This window comes from Streptomyces sp. KL109B (genome assembly GCF_030766935.1).
Taxonomy (GTDB): domain Bacteria; phylum Actinomycetota; class Actinomycetes; order Streptomycetales; family Streptomycetaceae; genus Streptomyces.
In genome coordinates this window covers 72,381-94,413 of sequence record NZ_JASERL010000019.1, presented here as the reverse complement: position 1 = coordinate 94,413, position 22,033 = coordinate 72,381, and the positions used below count along the sequence as shown (strand labels likewise).

The following is a 22,033-nucleotide window of genomic DNA, read 5'->3' as shown; positions in this document are numbered from 1 at the left end:
CGCCCCCGTACCGGGCGGCGCCGCACGCGGCCTCCTCAGCCTCTTTAGTCGTAGGTGATGTCCGCCGCCGTGTACCGGCAGTACGTGCCGTCGGGGCCGCTGCCCAGCTTCTTCGGCTCGGCTCCCGTGTTGTTGCCCTGGTAGCGCACGCACGGCTCGATGTCCCGGTCGTCGTCGCCGTGGACACGGATGCTGCGCAGCGCCGCCGTGTCGCCGTAGTTGGAGTTGATGCCGACGATCGAGTTGCCCGGCGCCGTCACGTCCACGTCGTTGACGATGATGTTGCGGTTCTTGTACTGCGTCGAGCAGTTGCCGCAGGAGCGGACCAGCTTGCCGAAGTCGGAGACCTGGAACTTGGTGACGACGAGCTTGCCCGCGCCGTTGAACTGGAACACCTTGTCGTCGGCCTTCTTCGCGCCGCCGCCGTACACGGTGTAGACGGACGACGTGGACGTGCCCTTGAACGTGGCGGCGTCCTCGCCGACGTCCTCCCACCACACGTTCTGGAGCGTGCAACTGCCCGCGCAGTGCACGCCGTCCGCGGCCGGGGAGCCGATGATGACGTTCTTGAGTACGGCACCGTCCTTCAGGTTGAAGATCGGGTCCTGCCCCTCGTCCTGCCCGTCGCCGCCGAGGTCCCCGCTTCCGTAGAAGCGCTTGTACCCGCCGTCGTACGTGCCGGAGACGGAGATCGTGCTGCTCACGGCCTTGGTACCGGTGGCCGATGGCCAGGCCGACGCGGCACCCGCGCTACTGAGCATCCCGCTCGTGGCAAGCGCCGCGCCGGTCAACGTGAGCGCCCCGAGCGCCCCGAGCAGGGATCTGCGCCGGGTCGTGCGGCGCCGGTGTGAGTGTCGAGTTGTGTCCTTCATGCCGCTCAGTCGCCACCGACAGAACGAAGGTTGCCGCAATCCAACCCCCTACGGCGGCCGAGCGGTCGGGTCCGGCACTTCAAGCCCCGCCGTCGGACGAGAGCCAGCGGGGTCCGGGGCGGAGCCCCGCGACGCCTGCCACGGCTCCCGCGTCCTACTCGAAGTCCCCGCCCACGGCGACCCGTTGACCCCCACCCGTCCGCCCGCTCACCACATACGCGTCGCGCGACGCATCCCGCCCGCCCTCCGCGTGGTTGTACTGCCCGGCAAACACATGCTCCCCGGCCGGCACCGACCGCCCCGCCCGCAGCACCCACCGGTACACCAGAAACCCGTCCCGCTCGACCACGGTCACCGCGAAGTCGTCGTCCGGCAGCGAACGCCAGTTGCCCGTGTCGGCGACCTTTCCGGTCTGCGCCACCCGCAACTCGACGGTCAGCGCGGTGAGTTGACGCTCCGTCTTGAACGTGACGTTGGACTGTCCCCAGTAGTCGTTGGACCCGGGGTCCACCGAACCGTCCCCCCACAGCCGCTTCGTGTCGCCGGGCCCCGCCGGAGCGGTGCGGGACGCGGGCGGCGACGCGGGCGGGGCCTTGGACGCGGTCGACGACGCGGGCGCGGACGGGGGCGCGGACGCGGAGGGCGACCGCGAGCGCGACGTCGCGTCAGGCGATGGCGTGGCGGGCGTAGCGGCCGTCGTCGACGGCGACACGGCGACCTGCTGCTGGCGCGGCGCCGGATCGGGCCGCAGCGCCGAACCGACTGCGAACCCGCCCACGGCGAGCGCCCCCGCGACGCCGGCCGTGATCCCGACGATCCGCACCCAGCCCACCGCGGGCCGCCGCGCCGGCTCGTCCGAACCGGGCCGCATGCCGCGCTCGATCCGGGCGAGCATCCGCTCACGGTCCGGACGGTGCGTGTCGGCGGCGGCGCGCAACCGCTGCCGCAGGTGCTCGTCGTTCATCCACGACCTCCTTCCGTGGCGTCGAGTGCCGCGCCGACCGACGGTACGCGCCCGGGGGCCGGCCCGTTCAACTCGCTGTGCCCGAGCCGTCGTTCCAGCTCGGCCATGCCCTTCGACGTCTGGCTCTTCACCGTACCGACCGAGATGCCGAGGGTGAGCGCGGTGTCCTTCTCGGAGAGGTCGAACGCGTGCCGCAGCACGACACACGCCCGCTTGCGGAACGGCAGTTCCCGCAGCGCGTCCTGCACGTCGATGACCGCAGGCACGTCGGGCCCCTCGGTGCGGTCCTGCCGGCCCGACCAGAACAGCGCCACCCGCCGCCGCTCGCGCACCGCGCTGCGGATCCGGGTGCGCGCGAGATTGGCGACGACACCGCGCGCGTACGCCACCGGGTGCTCGGCCGCCCGCACCCGGTCCCAGCGGTGCCAGAGCGCGAGCAGGGCGTCCGCCGCGAGATCGTCCGCGGCGTCCGGCTCACCCGTCAACAGGTGGGCGAGACGGGCGAGTTCGCAGTGGTGCCGTTCGAAGAAGGCTTGGAACTCGGCGGCAGCGGAGTCGTCCCCTGTGTCCACAACCGTGCTCACGCGATCCCTCCCTCACAGTGAGGCGGCCCAACGGGGGATGCGTGAGCGTACCAGCGCCACGTACGACGCACCGAAGGGTGTCCGTGATACCGGACACCCTTCGATACGTACGGGACTGAGTGGGCGTCAGTCCTTGAGCGCCGCCTCCATCATCGACTTGGCGACGGGCCCCGCGAGGCCGCTGCCGCTGACCTCGGAGCGCGCCGTGCTCGACTGCTCGACCAGCACCGCGACGGCGACCTCCTTGCCGGAGGAGTCGTCCTTCGCGTACGAGGTGAACCAGGCGTACGGCGTCTGGCTGTTGTTCTCGCCGTGCTGCGCCGTGCCCGTCTTGCCGCCGACGGTCGCGCCGTCCATCTGCGCGACCGTGGCGGTGCCCTTCGAGACCACGGTCTCCATCGCGGACTGCAGCTGCGATGCGGTCGACTTGCTGATCACGCGGGTGTTGTCGCCGTCCTTGAAGGACTTGACCGCGTCGCCGTCGGAGTCCGTCACCTGCGACACCATGTGCGGGGACGCCTGCTCGCCGCCGTTGGCGATGGTCGCGGAGACCATCGCGATCTGCATCGGCGTCGCCGTCACATCGAACTGGCCGATGCCGGACAGGGCGGTCTGCGCGCTGTCCATCTTCGACGGGTAGTAGCTCTCGGCGGCCCGCACCGGCACGTCCGTCTTCGCGTCGTTGAAGCCGAACTTCTCGGCCGTCGCCCGGACCTTGTCCTTGCCCAGGTCGGCGGCGATCTTTCCGAAGACGTTGTTGCAGGAGTACTGCAGCGCCGTGCGGATCGTCGCGTTCTCGCAGGGCGCGGACGCGTTCTCGTTCTTCAGGTACGTCGTGGTGCCCGGGAGCTTGTACGGGTTCGGGGAGTCCGTCTTCTCGTCGACGGACGAGTACAGGCCGTTCTCAAGGGCGGCGGCGGCGACCACCAGCTTGAACGTCGAGCCGGGCGGCAGCGCCTGCTTGAGCGCCCGGTTCGTGGTGGGGGAGTCCTCGTCCTTGGAGAGCTTCTTCCACGCCGCGGCGTCCGAGTCGCCCGAGCCGCTGATCTTCGACGGGTCGAACGACGGCGTCGACACCATCCCCAGGATCCGGCCGCTCTTCGGGTCGATCGCGACGGCGGCGCCCTTCTTGTCGCCGAGCGCGCTGTACGCGGCCTTCTGCACACCCGGGTCGATGGTCGTGAGCACATCACCGGGATCGGCGTTCTTGCCGGTGAGCGCGTCGGCGGGGGTCTTCAGCTCGACGTCGGTGCCGTCGAGCACGCCCTGGTAGATCCCCTCCAGCTGGGTGGCGCCGTACACCTGCGAGGTGAAGCCGGTCACCGCCGAGTACAGCGAACCGTCGGTGTACGTCCGCTTGTACTTCAGGTCACTGGATTCGCCCGTCTTTGTCGAGCCGGTCACCGCCTTTCCGCCCACGATGATGTCGCCGAGCGGATTCGCGTACTGCGAGATCTTGGTCCGGCGGTTGTCTTCGCTGTTGGCGAGGGCCTGGCCGTCGTAGAACTGCACCCAGGTCGCCCTGACCAGCAGGGCGAACACGAGCAGCAGCGTGAAGACCGAGGCGCGCCTGATCGTCTTGTTCATTGCGTACGGGAAGACGAGCGGCCCGGATCGATTCGTTCCGGACCGTGCGATTTCTCACCGTACGTTCATCAATCAAGCCCCGCCGTCGGACGAGAGCCGGCGGGGCCCGGGGCGGAGCCCCGCGACCGTGTCAGAGCCTCCGCGTCGCCAACGTCAACCGATCCCGCGCGTCGAACAGCGCGTCCTTCACCATCTGCTCATGCGCCGGAGTGAGCCGCGCCACCGGCACCGAGCAAGAGATCGCGTCCCGCGCCGGCGTCCGGTACGGAATCGCCACACCAAAGCACCGCAGCCCCAACGTGTTCTCCTCGCGGTCCACCGCGAACCCCTGCTCCCGCACCTGGTGCAGCTCCTCGATGAGCTTCTCGCGGTCCGTGATCGTGTGCTCGGTCAGCGACGGCAGCGTCTCCGGCAGCAGCTTGCGGACCTGTTCGTCGGTGTGGGTGGCGAGCAGCGCCTTGCCCAGCGACGTGGAGTGCGCGGGCAGCCGCCGGCCGACGCGGGTGAAGGGGCGCAGATAGTGCTGCGACTGGCGGGTGGCGAGGTAGACGACGTTCGTGCCGTCGAGCCGCGCGAGGTGGATGGTCTCCGTCGTGTCGTCGGAGAGCCGGTCGAGGGTGGGGCGGGCCGCCGTCACGACCTCGTCGCCGTCGATGTACGAGGTGCCGACGAGGAGGGCGCGGACGCCGATGCCGTAGCGCGTGCCGGTCGCGTCCGTCTCCACCCAGCCGAGGTCGACGAGCGTACGCAGCAGCATGTAGAGGCTGGACTTCGGGTAGCCGACGGCCTCTTGTACCGCGGCCAGGGAGTGCATTCCGGGGCGGCCCGCGAAGTACTCCAGCAACTCCACCGTCCGCACCGCCGACTTGACCTGCGCGCCACCTGCCGCGCCGCCCGCCGCGGCCCCCGTCTCGCCTGCCGACATCGCCCTTGACCCCTTCGTTCGACGAGAAATAGTCTCGGTGAGTAGTTCATCAACAGAGACAGCGTTCAGTATATCGAACGATCCTCGTCGCTCACCCTGGTGCGCGGCGAGAAAAGCTGGAGGAATGTGCCGTGGCAGCAGCACCAGTCTGGAGTGTCGACCCCCGAACCGGGAAGCAGCGGGAACAGGTCGCGGTCGAGGCCACGGCGCAGGAAGTGGGCGAGGCGGTGCGCGCCGCGCAGGGCGCCCGCGACGCGCTCGCGGACCGCACCGTCCGCGCCGCGTTCCTGCGCACGGCGGCCGACCGCCTGGAAGAGGCCAAGGACCACCTCGTGGAGGCGGCGGACGCGGAGACCGCGCTCGGCCCGGTCCGGCTCACCGGTGAACTCGCGCGCAGCTGCTTCCAGTTGAGGAAGTTCGCGGACATCGTCGACGAGGGCGCCTTCCTCGGCGTCGTCATCGACCACCCCGACGACACGGCGACGCCGCCCATCCCGGACCTGCGCCGCTACAAGATCCCGCTGGGTGTCGTCGCGGTCTACGCGGCCTCGAACTTCCCGTTCGCGTTCTCCGTGCCCGGCGGCGACACGTCGAGCGCCCTCGCGGCCGGCTGCCCGGTCGTCGTCAAGGCGCACCCCGACCACCCGGCCACCTCCGAACTGGTCGCCGCGACCATCCGGCGGGCCGCCGCCGAGCACGGCATCCCGGAGGGTGTGCTCGGCCTGGTGCACGGCTTCGAGGCGGGCGTCGAGCTGGTCAAGCACCCGCTGGTGTCCGCGGCCGGCTTCACCGGTTCCGTACGCGGCGGGCGCGCGCTCTTCGACGCGGCCTCGTCCCGGCCGGTGCCGATCCCGTTCCACGGCGAGCTGGGTTCGCTGAACCCGGTCGTGATCACCGAGGCGGCGGCCGCCGAGCGCGCCGACCAGATCGGCACGGGGCTCGCGGGCTCCATGACCCTCGGGGTCGGCCAGTTCTGCGTGAAGCCGGGCCTCGTGTTCGCGCCGGCGGGAGAGGCGGGCGACAGCCTCGTCAAGTCCCTGACGGCGGCGGTCAGCGACACCGCGTCCGGCGTCCTGCTCGACCACCGGATGCGCGACAACTTCGTCGCCGGTGTCGCCGCGCGCGCCGAACTCCCGGACGTGACCGCCCCGGTCACCCCCGGCGCGGGCAGCGAGCACACGGTGGCGCCCGGCTTCCTCACGGTTCCGGCGACCCGGCTCGCGGTCGAGGGCGGCGAGCACGACCTGCTCCTGGAGGAGTGCTTCGGCCCGGTCACGGTCGTCGCGCGCTACGAGTCGGCCGACGAGATCACGGCGGTCCTCAGCCGCCTCCCCGGCAACCTCACGGCGACGGTCCAGCTGTCGGCGGGCGAGGCGGCGGGCGAGGGCCGGGGTACCGAGATCCTCGCCGAGCTGACCCCGATCGCGGGCCGCGTCCTCGTCAACGGCTGGCCGACCGGTGTCGCGGTGGCCCCCGCCCAGCACCACGGCGGGCCGTACCCGGCGACGACGTCCACGTCCACGTCCGTGGGCGGCACCGCGATCGAGCGCTGGCTGCGCCCGGTCTCGTACCAGACGACGCCGGAGGCGCTGCTGCCGCCGGAGCTGCGCGACGACAACCCGCTGGGTCTTCCGCGCCGCTTCAACGGCCGCCTGGAGCTCTGAGCGGAGGGGTGCGCGGGCGCCCCCGGCCCCTGCGAGACTGACCGCATGGAACTCGAACTGCCGCCCCTGCCCTTCCCGTTGCGCACGTACGGACCCGACGGCCACTGGTCGTACGAGGACGGGGTGCTCACCGGGTGGGCGGGGCCCCGCCAGGACCGCTTCGTGCCGCCGACCGGTTCCGCGCTCGACCCGGCGTCGGACGCGCCGCGCCTCCTCGGGGCGCCGGAGGGGGACTTCCAGTTGATCGCCCGCGTCACGGTCGGGTTCGCGGCGCCCTTCGACGCGGGTGTGCTGTACGTCCACGTGGGCGACCGGGAGTGGGCGAAGCTCTGCTTCGAGCGTTCGCCGGACGAGCCCACCATCTGCACCGTCGTGACGCGTGGCCACTCCGACGACGCGAACGCCTTCGTCGTACCCGGATCCTCGGTGTGGCTGCGCGTCAGCCGCACGGGCTCGGCCTTCGCCTTCCACGCCTCGACCGACGGCGAGACGTGGACCTTCATCCGGATCTTCTCCCTCGGCGACGAGAAATCCGCCTCCGCGGCGCTGGTCGGTTTCCTGGCGCAGTCCCCGGTGGGGGAGGGCTGCGTCGTCACCTACGACCACGTCGAGTACCGCGCCTCCTGGCCGAAGGGCCTGCGGGACGGCTCCTGACACCCGTCCCCTACGCCTCGGCCCGCCGCGGCCCCCGCCCTTACGCCTCGGCGCGCTGCGGCCCCCGCCCCTACGCCTCGGGGCTCCGCCCCGGTCCCCGCTGCTCAAGCGCCGCAGGGGCTTGAAGGGGTCGGCTTTGGCGTGCCGTGCTGTCGCCGACTTTGCTCTGCCCGGCCCATCTCCCGCCCTCCCGCCCCCTCCGGGGGCTTGGCCTGCCGGGGTGCGGTCGTGTGGCTGGGTGCCGTGCGTGTGGCGGTCGTCCGCCCCTACGCCTCGGGGCTCTGCCCCGGGCCCCGCTGCTCAATCGCCGCAGGGGCTTGATGGGGCGCTGCGGTCTGTCCCGGTGGGGCCCGGGTCGCGGCCCCCGCACCTACGTCTCGGGGCTCTGCCCCGGTCCCCGCTGCTCAAGCGCCGCAGGGGCTTGAAGGGGTCGGCTTTGGCGTGCCGTGCTGTCGCCGACTTTGCTCTGCCCGGCCCATCTCCCGCCCTCCCGCCCCCTCCGGGGGCTTGGCCTGCCGGGGTGCGGTCGTGTGGCTGGGTGCCGTGCGTGTGGCGGTCGTCCGTTCCTACGCCTCGGGGCTCTGCCCCGGTCCCCGCTGCTCAAGCGCCGCAGGGGCTTGATGGGGGCGGCTTGGCGTGGCGTTTCGGGGGGTGCCGGGGCGGCCGCGGGTCTCCTGCGTTCCAAGGGCCTCGCCCCGACAGGGCGCGGCAGGTAGAGAGCCGCACGAGCGACACACTGCGCAACCCCGGGGCGGGTGGGTGGGAGATGGGCGGGGTTGGGGGTGGTACCCGGCCCCCGAAGGGGCGTGGGTGTGGTGGGAATGAGGGGGTGGTGGGGGTGGTTGATGTCGGGTGGGGTGGGCGCCGCCGCCCCGTAGAGGCCCTCAGGGCTTCGCAGACACTTCCACGTAAAGCGAGACCCCCCATGCGCGTCGAGATCTGGACCGACATCAACTGCCCGTTCTGCTACATCGGCAAGGCCCGCTTCGAGCAGGCCCTCGCCGACTTCGCGCACAAGGACGACGTCGAGGTCGTGCACCGGTCCTTCGAGCTCGACCCGGACGCCAAGCCCGGCGAGACCGGCCAGGTCATCCCGTACATCGCCAAGAAGTACGGCATCAGCGAGGCGCAGGCCGCCGCCAATGAGCAGGGGCTCGGGCAGCAGGCCGCCGCGCTCGGACTGCCGTACCTCACCGAGGGCCGCGACTTCGGCAACAGCTTCGACCTGCACCGCCTCCTCCACCTCGCCAAGGACAAGGGCGTACAGGACGCGATGATCGACGCGCTGTACCGGGGGAACTTCGCCGAGGAGGGCTCCGTGTTCGGCGACCCCGAGCACGTCGTACGACTCGGCGTCGACGCCGGGCTCGACGAGGGCGACGTACGCGCCCTGCTCGCGGACCCCACCGCCTACGCCGACGCGGTCCGCGCCGACGAGCGCGAGGCCGCCGAACTCGGCGCGAACGGCGTGCCGTTCTTCGTCCTCGACCGCAAGTACGGCGTCTCCGGCGCCCAGCCCGCCGAGGTCTTCGCGCAGGCCCTGACCCAGGCCTGGGACGAGCGCTCCCCGCTCACCGTCATCGACGGCACGGCCAACGGCGGCGGCGATGCCTGCGGCCCCGAAGGGTGTGCGGTCCCGCAGGCGTGACCCCACCTCGCCTCACCCCACCTCACCCCGCCCCACCTTGACCTGCATGCATAAGGGTTGCTTAGACATATCCCGTAAATATTCGCAATAGACGGGTAGTTGGCGGCGCGGCACAGTGGGGCCATGCAGACTTCCGGTGAGCACCAGGTCCAGGAACAGGTCCAGGAACAGGTCCTCGACGCGGCCCTCGTCCGCGCGCAGTACACCCCCGCCACCACCTACCTGAACACCGCGAGCTCCGGGCTGCTGCCCGTCCGGGCCGCCGACGCGATGCGGTCCGCGATCGCCGACATGGCCGAGGGGCGTTCCCCCGACTCGCTCTTCGGCGACGTGGAGGAGGCGCGCGCGGCGTTCGCGCGGATCGCGGGCGTGCCGGTGGGCCGGGTCGCGGTCGGCGGGTCCGTCGCCGTGTACAGCGGGCTCATCGCCGCCTCCCTGCCCGCGGGCGCCGAAGTCCTCACCGCCGAGGGGGACTTCAGTTCCACCGTCAATCCCTTCCATGTGCGCGGCGACCTCAAGGTGCGCGCCGTGCCGCTGGACGCGCTGGCCGACGCCGTACGCCCCGGCACGGCGCTCGTCGCGGTGAGCGCGGTCCAGTCGGCGGACGGCCGGGTGGTCGACGTGCCCGCGCTGCGCGCCGCCACCCGCGCGCACGGCGCCCGGCTCTACGTCGACGTGTCGCAGGCCGCCGGCTGGTACCCGGTCGCCGCGCTCGCGGCCGACGCCGACTACCTGGCCTCCGTCGCCTTCAAGTGGCTGACCTGCCCGCGCGGCGCCGTCTTCTTCGTCGGCCCGCAGGACCCCGAGGGTTTCGAGGCCCTCACACCCGTCTTCGGCGGCTGGACCGCGGGCGAGAAGCCCTGGGACAGCTGCTACGGCCCCGTCACCGAACTCGCCCACTCCGCCCGCCGGTTCGACGAGACGCCCGGCCTCGTCGCGTACACAGGGGCGCGCCAATCCCTCGCCGTGGTCGAGGAGTTGGGGGTGGCGGCGATCGAGGCTCATGCCCTCGCGCTCGCCGACCGCTTCCGTGCCGGTCTCGCCTCGCTCGGGTGCGAGCCGGTGCCCTCGCCCGGCTCCCCGATCGTGTCCGTCCCCGAACTCGGGGCGAAGCAGGGCGAGTTGCAGGGCGCCGGCATCGAACTCTCCAACCGGGCGGGGAACCTGCGGGCCTCCTTCCACCTCTACAACACCACCGCCGACGTCGACCGCCTCCTCGACGTCCTCTCCGGCTGAAGCCCCGAAGTCCGGTAACCCGAAGTCCGGTAACCCGAAGTCCGGTCGGACTCTGGCGTCCCGCTCGCCAGGACGCTAGGAAGGCACTACGAGGTGGTGGTGCCGGTGGCCCGTACGGAAGCGCCCGACCGCAAGGACGACGCCGAGCTGCACCGGCGTCTCGTCTACGGGGACGAGAACGCGCTCTCCGAGGCGTACGACGCGTACAGCGGGCTGGTCCGCGGCGTCGCCGTGCGCGTGACCCGCTCGACGGGCGCCGCCGACGACGTGGCCCAGGAGGTCTTCGCGCACCTGTGGGCCCGGCCCTACGCCTTCGACGCGCGGCGCGGCTCGCTGCGCACCTGGCTGACCATGCTGGCGCACCGCCGCGCCGTGGACTGGGTGCGCAGCGAGGCCCGGCACCGCAAGGCCGCGGTCGCCGACGACGCCGCGCTGCACGCCATCCCGGCCCCCGACCCGGGCCCCGACGAACGCGTCGTCGACCGCGAGCGCTCGCTGCTCCTGCACTCGGCGGTGGCCCAACTCCCGTTGCCGCAACGTGAAGTGGTACACCTGGCGTACTTCGCCGGCCGGACGTACCGTCAGGCGGCGGCGGAACTCGGCATACCGGAAGGCACCGCCAAGACCCGCCTGCGCACCGCACTGCACCGCCTGGCCGAAACCCTGGCGGACCCGGCGGAGCCGGACTTCGAGGCTCACGAAAGGGGTGCCTGATGGCCACGGACGCGCACGACCACGCCACGGTGAGCGAACTCCTGGGCGCCTGGGCGCTGCACGCCCTCCCCGCCGACGAACAGCGCGCGGTCCCCGTGCACCTGGCGGACTGCGAGGAGTGCGCGGCCGAGGCGGAACGCCTGCGGGCGACGGTCCGCACCCTGGAAGGCCCGAACGGCGACGGCGCGAGCGAGAGCGGAGCGAACGGCAACGGCGCCGCCCGCCACCCTCTGCGCACCGACACAGGCCCCCTCGCCGCCGCCCTCGCCCGCCGCCCCGCCGCCAAGTCCACCGCCCCGCACGCCCAGCCCTACGCGGCCACCGTCGCCGCGCTCCAGGCCCTGCTCGCCGAGGCGGCGGACGCCGCGGCCACGGACGCCTGGTCCACGGAGGTCGTGCACGGGTGGACCGTGCGCGACACCGTCGCCCACCTCATCGCCGCCGACGAACCGCTCGCCGCCCACCTCGGCCTGCCCGCCCACGAACCACCCACCGGCACCTCGGACGACCACGACCACGACCACGGCCACGACGACGGCGGTGGCGACTGGCGCGCCGCCTGGGAGTCCCGCACCCGCACCGTCATCGCCCACGAACGCGCCCGCGACCCCCGGGACACCGTCGCCACCTGGCGCGCCCGCGCCGCCGAACTGCTCTCCGCGCCCGCCGCCCGCGACGCTGAACTCGCCGCACAGGCCGCTACGTTGATGGGGGCGCGGCTGCCCGTCGCCGACCACTTCCTGGTCCGGGCCTTCGAGACGTGGATCCACAGCGACGACATCGGCCGCGCCCTCGACCTCCCCGTGCCCCCGCCGCCCGCCGCCCATCTGTGGCGCCTGGTCCAGCTCGCCGTACGGATCCTGGGCGCGGCGCTCGGCCCGCAGGCCCCGCCCGTCGCCCTCACGGTCACGGACGCGAGCCGCACCACGGAGTGGATCCTCGGCTCCGAGGACGAACCGGTCCGGGCCGAACTCGCCCTGGACCCCGTCGACTTCTGCCGCCTCGTCGGCGGCCGCATCACCCCCGACCACCTGCCGTCCGGCACCGGCGACCCGACGGTGGCCCGCGCCCTCCTGGACCGGGCCGCCCAACTGGCCTGGCTGTAACGGCAGTTGGGGCGGGACCGCGATCGGTCCCGCCCCAACTCACTCGCGTACGAGGATCACTTCACCGGCGTGAAATCACGCGCCCCGATGCTGTGTCTTTCGGGGGCCAACCCCCGGACCCCCGGCCGGGGGGTCGAACTACTTCACCGGCGTGAAATCACGCGCCCCGATGAACTCGGGCCGCCGCACCGGTGCCGCGAACGGCTCCGTCGCCGCGTTCTCCACGCTGTTGAACACGATGAACACGTTCGAGCGCGGGTACGGGGTGATGTTGTCGCCCGAGCCGTGCATGGCGTTGCAGTCGAACCAGGTCGCCGAGCCGGCCTTGCCGGTGAACAGCTTGATGCCGTGGGCGTCGGCGAACTTGGTGAGGGCCTCGTCCGAGGGCAGGCCCGCGTCCTGCATCTGCAGCGACTTCTTGTAGTTGTCCTTCGGCGTCTCACCCGCGCAGCCGAGGAACGTCTTGTGCGAGCCGGGCATGATCATGAGCCCGCCGTTGGTGTCGTAGTTCTCCGTCAGGGCGATGGAGACGGACACCGTGCGCATGTTCGGCAGGCCGTCCTCGGCGTGCCAGGTCTCGAAGTCCGAGTGCCAGTAGAAGCCTCGGGCCCCGAAACCGGGCTTGACGTTGATCCGCGACTGGTGGACGTAGACGTCCGAGCCGAGGATCTGGCGGGCCCGCCCCAGGATGCGCTCGTCGCGCACCAGCTGGGCGAAGACCTCGCTGATCTTGTGGATCTCGAAGACCGAGCGGATCTCCTGCGACTGCTTCTCGACGATGGAGCGCTCGTCGGCGCGCATCGTCGGATCGGTGACCAGACGGTTCAACTCGGCCTGGTAGATGCCGATCTCGTCCGGGCCGATCAGTTCGTCGATGGCGAGGAAGCCGTCGTGCTCGAAGGAGGCGAGGTCCGACTGGCGGATCGGACCACGCGTCCCCTCCGGCGACCAGACGACCGGGTCGACACGCGGCGTGGCGACTTCGGAGGCGCCACGCGTCGGGTACAGGTCCGTGATGTCGGGTGCGGTCGTCATCTGGATCAGGCCTCCTCGTCCTCTGTCAGCAGCGGGTAGACGCCGTTCTCGTCGTGGTCCTCCCGTCCGGTCACCGGAGGGTTGAACACGCAGACGCAGCGGAAGTCGGTCTTCGGGCGCATGGTGTGCTTCTCGTGGCCGTCCAGGAGGTACATCGTTCCTGGTTCGATCCAGTGCGTCTCACCGGTCTCCCGGTTGGTGAGCTCGGCCTCGCCCTCCACACACAGCACGGCCTCGATGTGGTTGGCGTACCACATGTCGGTCTCGGTCCCCGCGTAGAGGATCGTCTCGTGCAGAGAGAAGCCGACCTTCTCCTTGGCAAGCACGATGCGCTTGCTCTCCCAGGTGCCGGTCGCCGACTTCACGTGTCGGTCGGTGTTCTCGATCTCCTTGAACGAACGGACAATCACGGTGAGTTGCTGCCTTTCCTCGTAAACGTGGTGGTGCGTGTCAGACGGTCTCGCGCACGGCTCGGGTGAGCGTGCGCAGACCCTCGTCCAGCTCCTCGCGCGTGATCGTCAGTGCCGGAAGCAGCTTGACGACCTCGCTCTCGGGGCCGGAGGTCTCGATGAGCAGGCCCAGTTCGAAGGCGCGCCGTGCGACCTTGTTGGCCCGCTCCTTGTCGCGGAACTCGATGCCCCAGACGAGACCGCGGCCGCGGTACTCGACGATCTCGTCGTGGTACTCCAGGCGCAGCGCGGCAAGGACCTCGTCGATCTGCTCGCCGCGCTCCATGGTCTGCTTCTCCATGGCCGCGCCGTCGGTCCAGTACGTCTCCAGGGCCGCGGCGGCGGTCACGAACGCGGGGTTGTTGCCGCGGAACGTGCCGTTGTGCTCGCCCGGCTCCCAGACGTCCAGCTCCGGCTTGAACAGGCACAGCGACATGGGCATGCCGTACCCGCTGATGGACTTCGACACGGTCACGATGTCCGGCGTGATGCCCGCCTCCTCGAAGGAGAAGAAGGCGCCGGTGCGGCCGCAGCCCATCTGAATGTCGTCGACGATCAGGAGCATGTCCCAACGCTCGCAGACATCGGCCAGCTTGCGAAGCCACTCGGCACGGGCGACATTGATGCCGCCCTCGCCCTGCACCGTCTCGACGATCACGGCGGCCGGGGTGTTCAGGCCGGAACCGGAGTCCTCAAGCAGCCGCTCGAACCAGATGAAGTCCGGGGTCTGGCCGTCCAGGTAGTTGTCGAACGGCATCGGCGTGCCGTGCACCAGCGGGATGCCGGCGCCGGCCCGCTTGAAGGCGTTGCCGGTCACGGCGAGCGAGCCGAGCGACATGCCGTGGAAGGCGTTGGTGAAGGACACGATGGACTCGCGGCCCTTGACCTTGCGCGCCAGCTTCAGCGCGGACTCGACGGCGTTGGTGCCCGTCGGGCCCGGGAACATGACCTTGTAGGGCAGGTCGCGCGGGCGCAGGATGATGTTCTGGAACGACTCCAGGAAGTTGCGCTTGGCCGAGGTCGACATGTCGAGCCCGTGCACGACGCCGTCGCGCTCCAGGTAGTCGATGAGCGCGCGTTTCAGCACCGGGTTGTTGTGCCCGTAGTTGAGCGAACCGGCGCCGGCGAAGAAGTCCAGGTACTCGTGGCCGTCCTCGTCGTACATACGGCTGCCCTGCGCCCGGTCGAAGACGGTGGGCCAGCCGCGGCAGTAGCTGCGCACCTCCGACTCAAGGGTCTCGAAGACGCTCAGGTCCGGCTGGGTGATGGTCACAGCGAAAACTCCTCTAGGGAGGGAAAGTTGAGGGGGGTTCGGGGGTGGGTGGATCGGGGGTGGATCGAGGGCGCGCTCAGGCCAGCGGGCCTATGCGGTACAGCTCCTCGGGCAGGTGCCCGTCGTCCGGGAACAGCCCCGCGTCGAACAGCACCGTGCGCGCCACGCCGACGCGGTGCCGGCGGGCGAACGAGGTGAACAGGGCCTGGGACGCGGCGTTGTCGGGCGTGATGGTCGTCTCCAGCGTGGTGACCGGACGCGCCGCCGCGACCCGCGCTGCGAGCCCGTCGAGCAGCGCGGCGGCGAGGCCGCGCCCGCGGTGCGCAGCGTCCACGGCGACCTGCCACACCACGAGGATGTCCGGCCGCTCGGGACGCACGTAACCGGTGATGAAACCGGCCACCCCGCCCTTCTCGTCGCGTGCGATCACCGACGTGGCGGCGAAGTCGCGACACCACAGCAGGTAGCTGTAGGAGGAGTTGAGGTCGAGCACCTTCGAGTCGCGGGCGATACGCCAGATCGCGGCTCCGTCGGCCACGTCGGGGTGTTCGATCTTGAGCCCGTCGGGGACCGGGGCCACTTCGGCGACTTCCAGGAATTGCGCTTGTGCGGCGGTCATGCAAATTGAATTTACCGAGCAATTTTCGGGATTGCACGTGCGGAAGGGGTTACGTAACCGAGGATTCTGTGTTATCGCGCGCAGGTGGGCGCGCGCACGAAATCCCGGCGGTTTGTCACGATTTAAGCCGGGCAAATCGTGCATATCGATTTCGATGTGGAATACGTCACAGAGCGGAAACCAGCCTGAGACGCGTCCGAATTACGTCGGTTCCCGTTGATGAAATCTAAGTGTTTACGTCGCGGGAAAGCGGGCAGAAGCAGAACGGGAAGCCGCGCCGAAAGCGGCCGATAAAACGCGGGAAAATTCTGCCTGAACAATTCCTGGAGAAAGAGAAAGGCGCCGCCCGAAAAGGGCGACGCCTGGAGTGCTGTGTGTCTTTTCGCGCTCCGGTATGGGTGGCGGTTCGCGCGCCGGTCCGGCTATTCCCAGGCGGCTGCGACGGCCTTTCGCGCCCCTTCCAGATCGACCTCGACCCCGGCCTCCGCGAGCGCCCCGCCGAGCGCGGCGAGCGAGGACTGCACGACGCCGCGTGTCGCCTGCGGCCCGTAGTGGTTCACCCGGATCATCTCCTGAGCGAGCGCGCCACCCCCCGCGACCAGCGGAAGCACCGGGTCCACCGCGAGCGCCCGGGCCACCAGCTCACGGGCGTCCGTGCCGGCCGGGGCGCGAAGTGTAGTGGCGACGGGAGCGGCGTTCCGCGCTTCGTGCACATACGGCTCAAGTCCACCGCCCAGCGCGAGCGTTCCGGCGCGCGTCGCGGCGGCCGCCGTGGCGTGCCGCGCCATCAACGCGTCGAGCCCCTCGCCCTCGATGCGCTCCACGCACGCCTCCAGAGCGAGCATCTCCAACTGCGCCGGAGCGTGCAGCAGCGCCTTGCGGCCGCCGTCGACCCACCGCTGCTTCCAGTCGAGCAGCGAGAGGTAGGAGTGCCGCGGCGCGTTCGGGTTCGCGGCCATCCGCTCCCAGGCGCGGGCGCTCACGGACACCGCCGAGACCCCGGCGGGCCCGCCCATCGCCTTCTGCGCCCCGATGACACACAGGTCCACGCCCCACGCGTCCGGCAGCACCGGCTCGGCGGCGATCGAGGCGACGGCGTCCAGGTAGAACAGCGCCCCGTGCCTGCGCACCACTTCACCGATCTCGGCGACCGGGTTGGTGTTGCCGGTCGCGGCCTCCGCGTGCACCAGCGAGACGAAGTCGATCTCCGGGTGCTCGGCGAGCGCCTGCCCGATCTGCTCCGCGGTGACGGCCGTGTGGAAGGGCACCGCAAGGTCGTGCACGGTGGCCCCGCAGTCGCGCAGCCAGTCGCCGAAGGTCTGCCCGTACGGACCGGTGATCACGTTCAGCGCGACCGTGCCGGGACCGGCGGCGGCCCGGATCGCCCCCTCCAGCGGAAGCAGCGCCTCCCCCTGCATGATCACCACGTCCTGCGACGTGTCCATCAGCCGGGCGACCCGGTCCTCGATGGAGGCGAAGTGCTCGGCGCTCAGCGGTGTCAGATCGAGAAACGGGTGCGTCACGGTGGTGCTCTCTTCGCTCACGGGTTCGTACGGGTGCCGGTGTCGAGCGTACCCACCGCCTCATAGGCTGCGCGTATGAGTCTTCGCGGGGTACTGCACGTGAAGGGCCGGGTCCTGGCCGGGCCCGATGACGTACGCGACGAACTGTGGGTGGTGGACGGCCGGATCACGTACGAGCGGCCGGTGACGGCCGGGCTCGACATCACGACGGTCGAGGGCTGGACACTCCCCGGCCTGGTCGACGCGCACTGCCACGTCGGCCTCGACGCCCACGGCCCGGTCCCCGCCGAGACCGCCGAGAAGCAGGCCCTCACCGACCGCGACCACGGGACGCTCCTGCTCCGCGACGCGGGCTCCCCGTCCGACACCCGCTGGATCGACGACCGCGAGGACCTGCCGCGCATCATCCGCGCGGGCCGCCACATCGCCCGCACCCGCCGCTACATCCGCAACTACGCCCACGAGATCGAGCCCGACGACCTCGTCGCGTACGTCGCCCAGGAAGCGCGGCGCGGCGACGGCTGGGTCAAGCTCGTCGGCGACTGGATCGACCGCGGCACCGGCGACCTGAGCGCCTGCTGGCCGCGCGAGGCGGTCGAGGCGGCGATCGCGGAGGCCCACCGCCTCGGCGCCCGCGTCACGGCCCACTGCTTCGCCGAGGACTCGCTCCGCGACCTGGTCGAGGCGGGCATCGACTGCATCGAGCACGCGACGGGTTTGACGGACAACACGATCCCCCTCTTCGCGGAGCGCGGCGTCGCCATCGTCCCGACCCTCGTCAACATCGCCACGTTCCCGGACCTCGCGGCGGGCGGCGAGGCCAAGTTCCCCGACTGGTCCGCCCACATGCGCCGCCTCTACGACCGTCGCTACGACACGGTCCGCAATGCCTACGACGCCGGAATCCCGGTCTACGTGGGCACGGACGCGGGCGGTTCGCTGGCGCACGGCCTGGTCGCGGGCGAGGTCGAGGAACTGGTACGGGCCGGCATCCCGCCCGTCGAGGCGCTCTCGGCGACGGCGTGGGGAGCGCGGGAGTGGCTCGGCCGCCCGGGTCTTGAGGAGGGCGCGTCCGCGGACCTCGTCGTGTACGAGGCCGATCCCCGGGAGGACGTACGGGTGTTGGCGGCGCCGCGGAGGATCGTGCTGCGGGGGAACGTGGTGGGGTGAATGGCGTCGGTGGGGCGCAGGCGAAGCGGGGGAACGCGCGAGCCGGCCGTTTCGAAGACCTGAACGAAAACTCCCCAATGGGGTGAACTCGCAACGGGTGGCTGATCGTTCACTCTAAGTGCGTAAAGATTCCCTCAACGATGACCAGTTGGCCTGCGGGACCGTCCCGTCCCGCGCTGTCCCGCTTCTGCTCTCTTGGGGGTCCCACCACCATGCCCAGCTCCACCCGGCGCACAACCGCCCGCCGCCTCGCCGCGACCACCGCCGCCACCGCGCTCGCCCTCGGCCCCACGCTGCTCGCGACCGCGGGCCCGGCCGCGGCGGCCACCGAGCACAGCGGCGGCAAGGCCGGCGCCGTCGTGCTCCGCACCGGACTCGACGTATCGCTCCTCAACAAGACCGTGAACGTCCCGCTCAAGGTCTCGCTGAACGAGGTGCGGGCGCCCAAGAGCGCCGACAAGACGGCGCTGACCGCCCAGTTGGACGGGGTCGACGGCGGGCAGCCGTTCAGCGTGCTGCGCGCAGACGCGGCCAAGGCCAAGGCCACGGTCGAGGGGGAGCGGGCGGAGGGCCGCACCGAACTCGCCCACGCCAAGGTCCACGCCCCCGGCCTTCCGCTGCTCTCGCTCATCGAGGTCGGCCAGGTCACGTCCCGTGCGGTGTGCGTGGCGGGCGAGAAGCCGGTCGCCGAGTCGAACCTGCTCGGTGACGTCACGATCCTCGGCAAGAAGATCACGCTGTCCGCGGGCGGTACGACCTCCGTCAAGGTCCCTGAGGTCGGCGAGGTCACCCTCGGCCTCTCCAACCGCTCCACGACCGACACCACGGCCGCCGCCTCCGCCCTCCAACTCAAGGTCCACGTCAACCCCTTGAACCTCAACGTCGCCGAGGTCGACGGCGAGGTCACGCTCGGCGAGGCCACGTGCGAGACCCCGAAGGCGGCCGCGCCGAAGCCACAGGGTGACCGAGCCGCCTCCCCGGTAAAGCCCGCCGCCGCGCAACAGCAGGAGGACCTCGCCGAAACGGGCGGCAACGAACTCACTCCGTTCATCGCGGGTGGGGCGATCGTGCTGCTTGTCGCGGGTGGCGGGGCGGTGGCGATGGCCCGCCGGGGCCGGGGGTAATTCCAGCCCCGCCGGCGTTTGAGGCGCGGGGTCCGGGGCAGCGCCCCGGGACGTTCACCCCTGTAGGCGGTTACGGTCGCGGGGCGCTGCCCCGGACCCCGCTGCTCAATCGCCGCAGGGGCTTGATTGGCCCGCTGGTCGCTCGCCGCAGGGGCTGGATTGGCCCGCCGGTCGCTCGCAAGGGGAGGAATGGTCGCGGTGACCCGAAGGGGTACCGCCCAGAACCCCGGCCAACGCGGCAGCGAAACGCTCACTCGTCTCCCGCCCCCGCACCGCCACCCGAACCCAATCCCGCCCCAACCCCGGAAACGTATCCCCCCGCCGCACCGCGAACCCGACCCCCCGCAACCGCTCCCGCACAACCCCCGCATCCGGCACCCGCACCAACACGAACGGCCCCTCCGCAGGCCCGGCCACCGAGACCCCGAAGCGGCGCAACCCGTGGAGCAGCCCCACCAGATGCTCCCGGTCAGCCGCCACCACGGCCGCCGCGTCCGCCGCCTCCGCGACCCCCCGCGCCGACACACACGCCCGCGCCGCGACCAACGCGGGCGAGGACACCGGCCACAACGGCTGCGCCCGCTCAAGCGCCGCCACCACCTCCGGCTCCGCCACCACATACCCGACCCGCAACCCGGCGAGCCCCCACGTCTTCGTCAGGCTCCGCAGCACCACGAGCCCCGGCACATCGGTCCTCCCGGCCAACGACTCCCGCTCACCCGGCACCGCGTCCATGAACGCCTCGTCGACCACCAGGAACCGCCCCGGCCGCGCCAGCCTCCGCAGTTGATCCGCCGGATGCAGCACCGACGTCGGATTGGTCGGGTTGCCGACGACCACCAGATCCGCGTCGTACGGAACGAGCCGCGGATCGAGCCGGAACCCGTCCTCCTCCCTGAGCAACACCCGCCCCACCGCGTGCCCGGCATCCTCCAACGCCGCCTCGGGCTCGGTGAATTGAGGATGTACGACGACGGGCCTGCGTACCCGCAACGCCCGCGCGAGCAGCACGAACGCCTCCGCCGCCCCGGCCGTGAGCAGCACCCGCTCCGCCGGCACCCCGTGGTGCGCCGCCACGGCGGCCCGCGCGGCGCGCCCGTCGGGGTACGCCGCGAGCCCCTCCAACGACCCGGCGATCTCCTCCCGCAACCACGAAGGCGGCGTACCCGTGCGCACGTTCACCGCGAGATCGGTCAACTTCTCGCCGTCGTCCCGGACTTCGGCGTCACCGTGGTGCCGCAGATCGGGCCCCTCGACCGGATCCGGCACGTCAGGTACGGGCGCGCACCGCACCGCCACCTCCGGACGCGCCGCCGCCCACCCCTCGGCCTGCGCCCAAAGCCGCTCCGACGCCACACCCTCGTACGGCAGCACGACGATCCGCCGCGCGCCGAGCGCGGCACACCGTTCGAGCCCGGCGGGCACGTCCGGCGCGGCCCCCGAAACGTAGGCCGGTTCCACCCCCGCGTAACCGCTGCCCTCCCACAACATCCGCGCGGCGGCGCCGAGTTCGGCGTTGGCGGCGGAGTCCGCGGAGCCGGGCCCCACGAGCAGCACCGTCACATCGGCCCGGTCGCGAGGGGTGCGGGCGCCGCCGCCCAGAACGTCGTCGAGCCGCTGCCGCAAGGCCGCGAGCAGGGCCGGGGGAGGGGTGTGCATGGGTCGGGCTCCTTGCAGGAAGTCAAAGGGAGGGGGGCGGGGAGAGCGGAACCGGGCGGTCCCTACCCGGGCCGCGCCACCGCACACGTCACCCGGCCGGGCCCGCCGCCCGCCCCGGTCGACGTCCGCTTCGGGACGAGCAGTTCACCACCGCGTACGAGCGCGGCGGCCTCGGCGACCGACGGGGTGCCCACGGCGTCGCGGGCGCGCGCGGACGGATGCGGCACGGGGACGGCGGCGAGCCGCCCGGCGCCGTACGTCTCCAGGGGCACGCCCAGCGCCTCGGCCGCCGCCACGACGCCGGGCTCACGGCCCTTCGTGTCGACCGTCGCGAGCGCCAGGACATCCGCCACGCCCACGCCCGCCTCGGCGAGAACGCGGCGGACGAGCCCGAGCACCTCGGCCACGGGAACGCCCGCGCGGGCACCGACCCCGACGACCACACCCCGGTGCCGGATGTGCGGGGAGACCCCCGGATGGGTTAGCAAGGGTCCATGGCCGTGATCGTGGCGCTGAGCGCCTTTGTGATGACCTTGGTCGGCGGCTGGACCGCGCAGCGGGTCACCGACCGGCGCCACCTGGTGCTCGGCCTCGCCGGTGGCCTGATGCTCGGCGTCGTCGGTCTCGACCTGCTGCCGGAGGCCTTGGAGGCGGCGGGCGGAGAGGTGTTCGGGGTGCCGGCGGCGCTGCTCCTGTTCGTCGCCGGATTCCTCGGCGCGCACATCATGGAGCACCTGCTGGCCCGCCGCCAGGCCGCCCACGGGGCGGAGGAGGGGGCGAACGGCCGGGCGCCCGAGGTGGGCCTCACGGCGGCGTCCGCGATGGTCGGGCACAGCCTGATGGACGGCATGGCGATCGGCGCCGCCTTCCAGATCGGCGGCGGCATGGGCGCGGCCGTCGCACTCGCCGTGATCGCCCACGACTTCGCCGACGGCTTCAACACGTACACGATCACCCGGCTGTACGGGAACGCCCGCCGCAAGGCGCTGATCATGCTGTTCGCGGACGCCTGCGCGCCCGTCGTGGGCGCCGCTTCGACGCTCCTGTTCACCATTCCGGAGCAATTGCTCGGCGGCTATCTCGGATTCTTCGGCGGCGTGCTGCTGTACCTGGCCGCCGCCGAGATCCTCCCCGAGGCCCACCACGAGCACCCGGCTCGCTCGACGCTGCTGTGCACGGTGGCGGGCGCGGCGTTCATCTGGCTCGTGGTGGGCATCGCGGGCTGAC

General features: G+C 71.6%; 20 protein-coding genes and 2 pseudogenes. 9 read left to right on the top strand and 13 right to left on the bottom strand.

The window, feature by feature from the left end:
* Window positions 1-44 precede the first annotated feature (44 nt).
* From RBJ65_RS41315 to RBJ65_RS41295, 5 genes are all read right to left on the bottom strand, one after another.
* The gene (locus RBJ65_RS41315) at window positions 45-872 is read right to left on the bottom strand and encodes a pectate lyase (protein ID WP_306322496.1); all 828 of its coding nucleotides are present in this window, start codon (window positions 870-872) and stop codon (window positions 45-47) included.
* A gap of 154 nt (window positions 873-1,026) precedes the next feature.
* Window positions 1,027-1,836 (bottom strand): hypothetical protein, encoded by an 810-nt coding sequence (locus RBJ65_RS41310; protein WP_306322495.1) that lies wholly within the window; start codon window positions 1,834-1,836, stop codon window positions 1,027-1,029.
* Window positions 1,833-2,420, bottom strand: coding sequence for a SigE family RNA polymerase sigma factor (locus tag RBJ65_RS41305; RefSeq protein WP_306322494.1), 588 nt, complete (start codon window positions 2,418-2,420; stop codon window positions 1,833-1,835). Before RBJ65_RS41305 ends, RBJ65_RS41310 begins: the two co-directional genes overlap by 4 nt.
* A gap of 126 nt (window positions 2,421-2,546) precedes the next feature.
* Window positions 2,547-4,007 (bottom strand): penicillin-binding protein 2, encoded by a 1,461-nt coding sequence (locus tag RBJ65_RS41300; RefSeq protein WP_306322493.1) that lies wholly within the window; start codon window positions 4,005-4,007, stop codon window positions 2,547-2,549.
* A gap of 130 nt (window positions 4,008-4,137) precedes the next feature.
* Complete coding sequence (locus tag RBJ65_RS41295; protein WP_306322492.1) at window positions 4,138-4,932, bottom strand: IclR family transcriptional regulator; 795 nt, start codon at window positions 4,930-4,932, stop codon at window positions 4,138-4,140.
* Window positions 4,933-5,063: 131 nt separating this feature from the next.
* Here RBJ65_RS41295 and RBJ65_RS41290 point away from each other — a divergent pair, with 131 nt between their 5' ends.
* The 6 genes from RBJ65_RS41290 (at window position 5,064) to RBJ65_RS41265 (ending at window position 11,954) form a co-directional block, all read left to right on the top strand.
* Window positions 5,064-6,596, top strand: a complete 1,533-nt coding sequence (locus RBJ65_RS41290) for an aldehyde dehydrogenase (NADP(+)) (protein ID WP_306322491.1) — start codon at window positions 5,064-5,066, stop codon at window positions 6,594-6,596.
* A 45-nt stretch (window positions 6,597-6,641) separates the two neighbouring features.
* Entirely contained in the window at window positions 6,642-7,250 is a 609-nt protein-coding gene (locus RBJ65_RS41285) for a DUF1349 domain-containing protein (protein WP_306322490.1), read from the top strand.
* Window positions 7,251-8,175: 925 nt separating this feature from the next.
* Window positions 8,176-8,898: a DsbA family oxidoreductase gene (locus tag RBJ65_RS41280; RefSeq protein ID WP_306322489.1), complete on the top strand. Its 723-nt coding sequence runs from the start codon at window positions 8,176-8,178 to the stop codon at window positions 8,896-8,898.
* 123 nt (window positions 8,899-9,021) lie between these two features.
* Complete coding sequence (locus tag RBJ65_RS41275; protein ID WP_306322488.1) at window positions 9,022-10,134, top strand: aminotransferase class V-fold PLP-dependent enzyme; 1,113 nt, start codon at window positions 9,022-9,024, stop codon at window positions 10,132-10,134.
* A gap of 93 nt (window positions 10,135-10,227) precedes the next feature.
* Window positions 10,228-10,848 (top strand): sigma-70 family RNA polymerase sigma factor, encoded by a 621-nt coding sequence (locus RBJ65_RS41270; RefSeq protein WP_306322487.1) that lies wholly within the window; start codon window positions 10,228-10,230, stop codon window positions 10,846-10,848.
* Complete coding sequence (locus tag RBJ65_RS41265; RefSeq protein WP_306322486.1) at window positions 10,848-11,954, top strand: maleylpyruvate isomerase family mycothiol-dependent enzyme; 1,107 nt, start codon at window positions 10,848-10,850, stop codon at window positions 11,952-11,954. The genes RBJ65_RS41270 and RBJ65_RS41265 overlap by 1 nt, the downstream gene beginning before the upstream one ends.
* 138 nt (window positions 11,955-12,092) lie before the next feature.
* Here the strand turns inward: RBJ65_RS41265 and thpD are convergent, their stop codons facing one another.
* The 5 genes from thpD to RBJ65_RS41240 all read right to left on the bottom strand — a co-directional run bounded on the left by thpD (window position 12,093) and on the right by RBJ65_RS41240 (window position 16,853).
* Window positions 12,093-12,989, bottom strand: a complete 897-nt coding sequence (thpD, locus tag RBJ65_RS41260; RefSeq protein WP_306322485.1) for an ectoine hydroxylase — start codon at window positions 12,987-12,989, stop codon at window positions 12,093-12,095.
* Between the two features lie 5 nt (window positions 12,990-12,994).
* The gene (locus RBJ65_RS41255; protein WP_266721029.1) at window positions 12,995-13,399 is read right to left on the bottom strand and encodes an ectoine synthase; all 405 of its coding nucleotides are present in this window, start codon (window positions 13,397-13,399) and stop codon (window positions 12,995-12,997) included.
* 40 nt (window positions 13,400-13,439) lie between these two features.
* On the bottom strand, window positions 13,440-14,711 hold the full coding sequence (ectB, locus tag RBJ65_RS41250; RefSeq protein ID WP_306322484.1) for a diaminobutyrate--2-oxoglutarate transaminase: 1,272 nt from the start codon (window positions 14,709-14,711) through the stop codon (window positions 13,440-13,442).
* A 76-nt stretch (window positions 14,712-14,787) separates the two neighbouring features.
* A complete protein-coding gene (gene ectA / locus RBJ65_RS41245) occupies window positions 14,788-15,330 on the bottom strand; it encodes a diaminobutyrate acetyltransferase (RefSeq protein ID WP_306322483.1) in 543 nt (180 codons plus the stop codon).
* 422 nt (window positions 15,331-15,752) lie between these two features.
* Window positions 15,753-16,853: an alanine--glyoxylate aminotransferase family protein gene (locus tag RBJ65_RS41240; RefSeq protein WP_306322482.1), complete on the bottom strand. Its 1,101-nt coding sequence runs from the start codon at window positions 16,851-16,853 to the stop codon at window positions 15,753-15,755.
* 75 nt (window positions 16,854-16,928) lie between these two features.
* Between RBJ65_RS41240 and RBJ65_RS41235 the strand changes: the two genes are divergently transcribed.
* Complete coding sequence (locus RBJ65_RS41235; protein ID WP_306322481.1) at window positions 16,929-18,023, top strand: amidohydrolase family protein; 1,095 nt, start codon at window positions 16,929-16,931, stop codon at window positions 18,021-18,023.
* A 212-nt stretch (window positions 18,024-18,235) separates the two neighbouring features.
* Window positions 18,236-19,147 carry an SCO1860 family LAETG-anchored protein gene (locus tag RBJ65_RS41230; RefSeq protein WP_306322480.1) on the top strand — a complete coding sequence of 304 codons (912 nt, stop codon included), beginning with the start codon at window positions 18,236-18,238 and terminating at the stop codon, window positions 19,145-19,147.
* A 219-nt stretch (window positions 19,148-19,366) separates the two neighbouring features.
* On the opposite strand, the pseudogene cobC reads toward RBJ65_RS41230, so the two are convergent.
* From cobC to RBJ65_RS41215, 3 genes and pseudogenes are all read right to left on the bottom strand, one after another.
* Window positions 19,367-20,446 (bottom strand): annotated as a pseudogene (gene cobC / locus RBJ65_RS41225) (Rv2231c family pyridoxal phosphate-dependent protein CobC); the annotation flags it as partial.
* A 123-nt stretch (window positions 20,447-20,569) separates the two neighbouring features.
* Window positions 20,570-20,638, bottom strand: a pseudogene (locus RBJ65_RS41220) (hypothetical protein); the annotation flags it as partial.
* A 230-nt stretch (window positions 20,639-20,868) separates the two neighbouring features.
* Window positions 20,869-21,294: a cobalamin biosynthesis protein gene (locus RBJ65_RS41215; RefSeq protein ID WP_372341406.1), complete on the bottom strand. Its 426-nt coding sequence runs from the start codon at window positions 21,292-21,294 to the stop codon at window positions 20,869-20,871.
* Window positions 21,295-21,300: 6 nt separating this feature from the next.
* On the opposite strand from RBJ65_RS41215, the gene RBJ65_RS41210 reads away from it, so the two are divergent.
* Complete coding sequence (locus RBJ65_RS41210; RefSeq protein ID WP_306322479.1) at window positions 21,301-22,032, top strand: ZIP family metal transporter; 732 nt, start codon at window positions 21,301-21,303, stop codon at window positions 22,030-22,032.
* Window position 22,033: the final 1 nt, after the last annotated feature.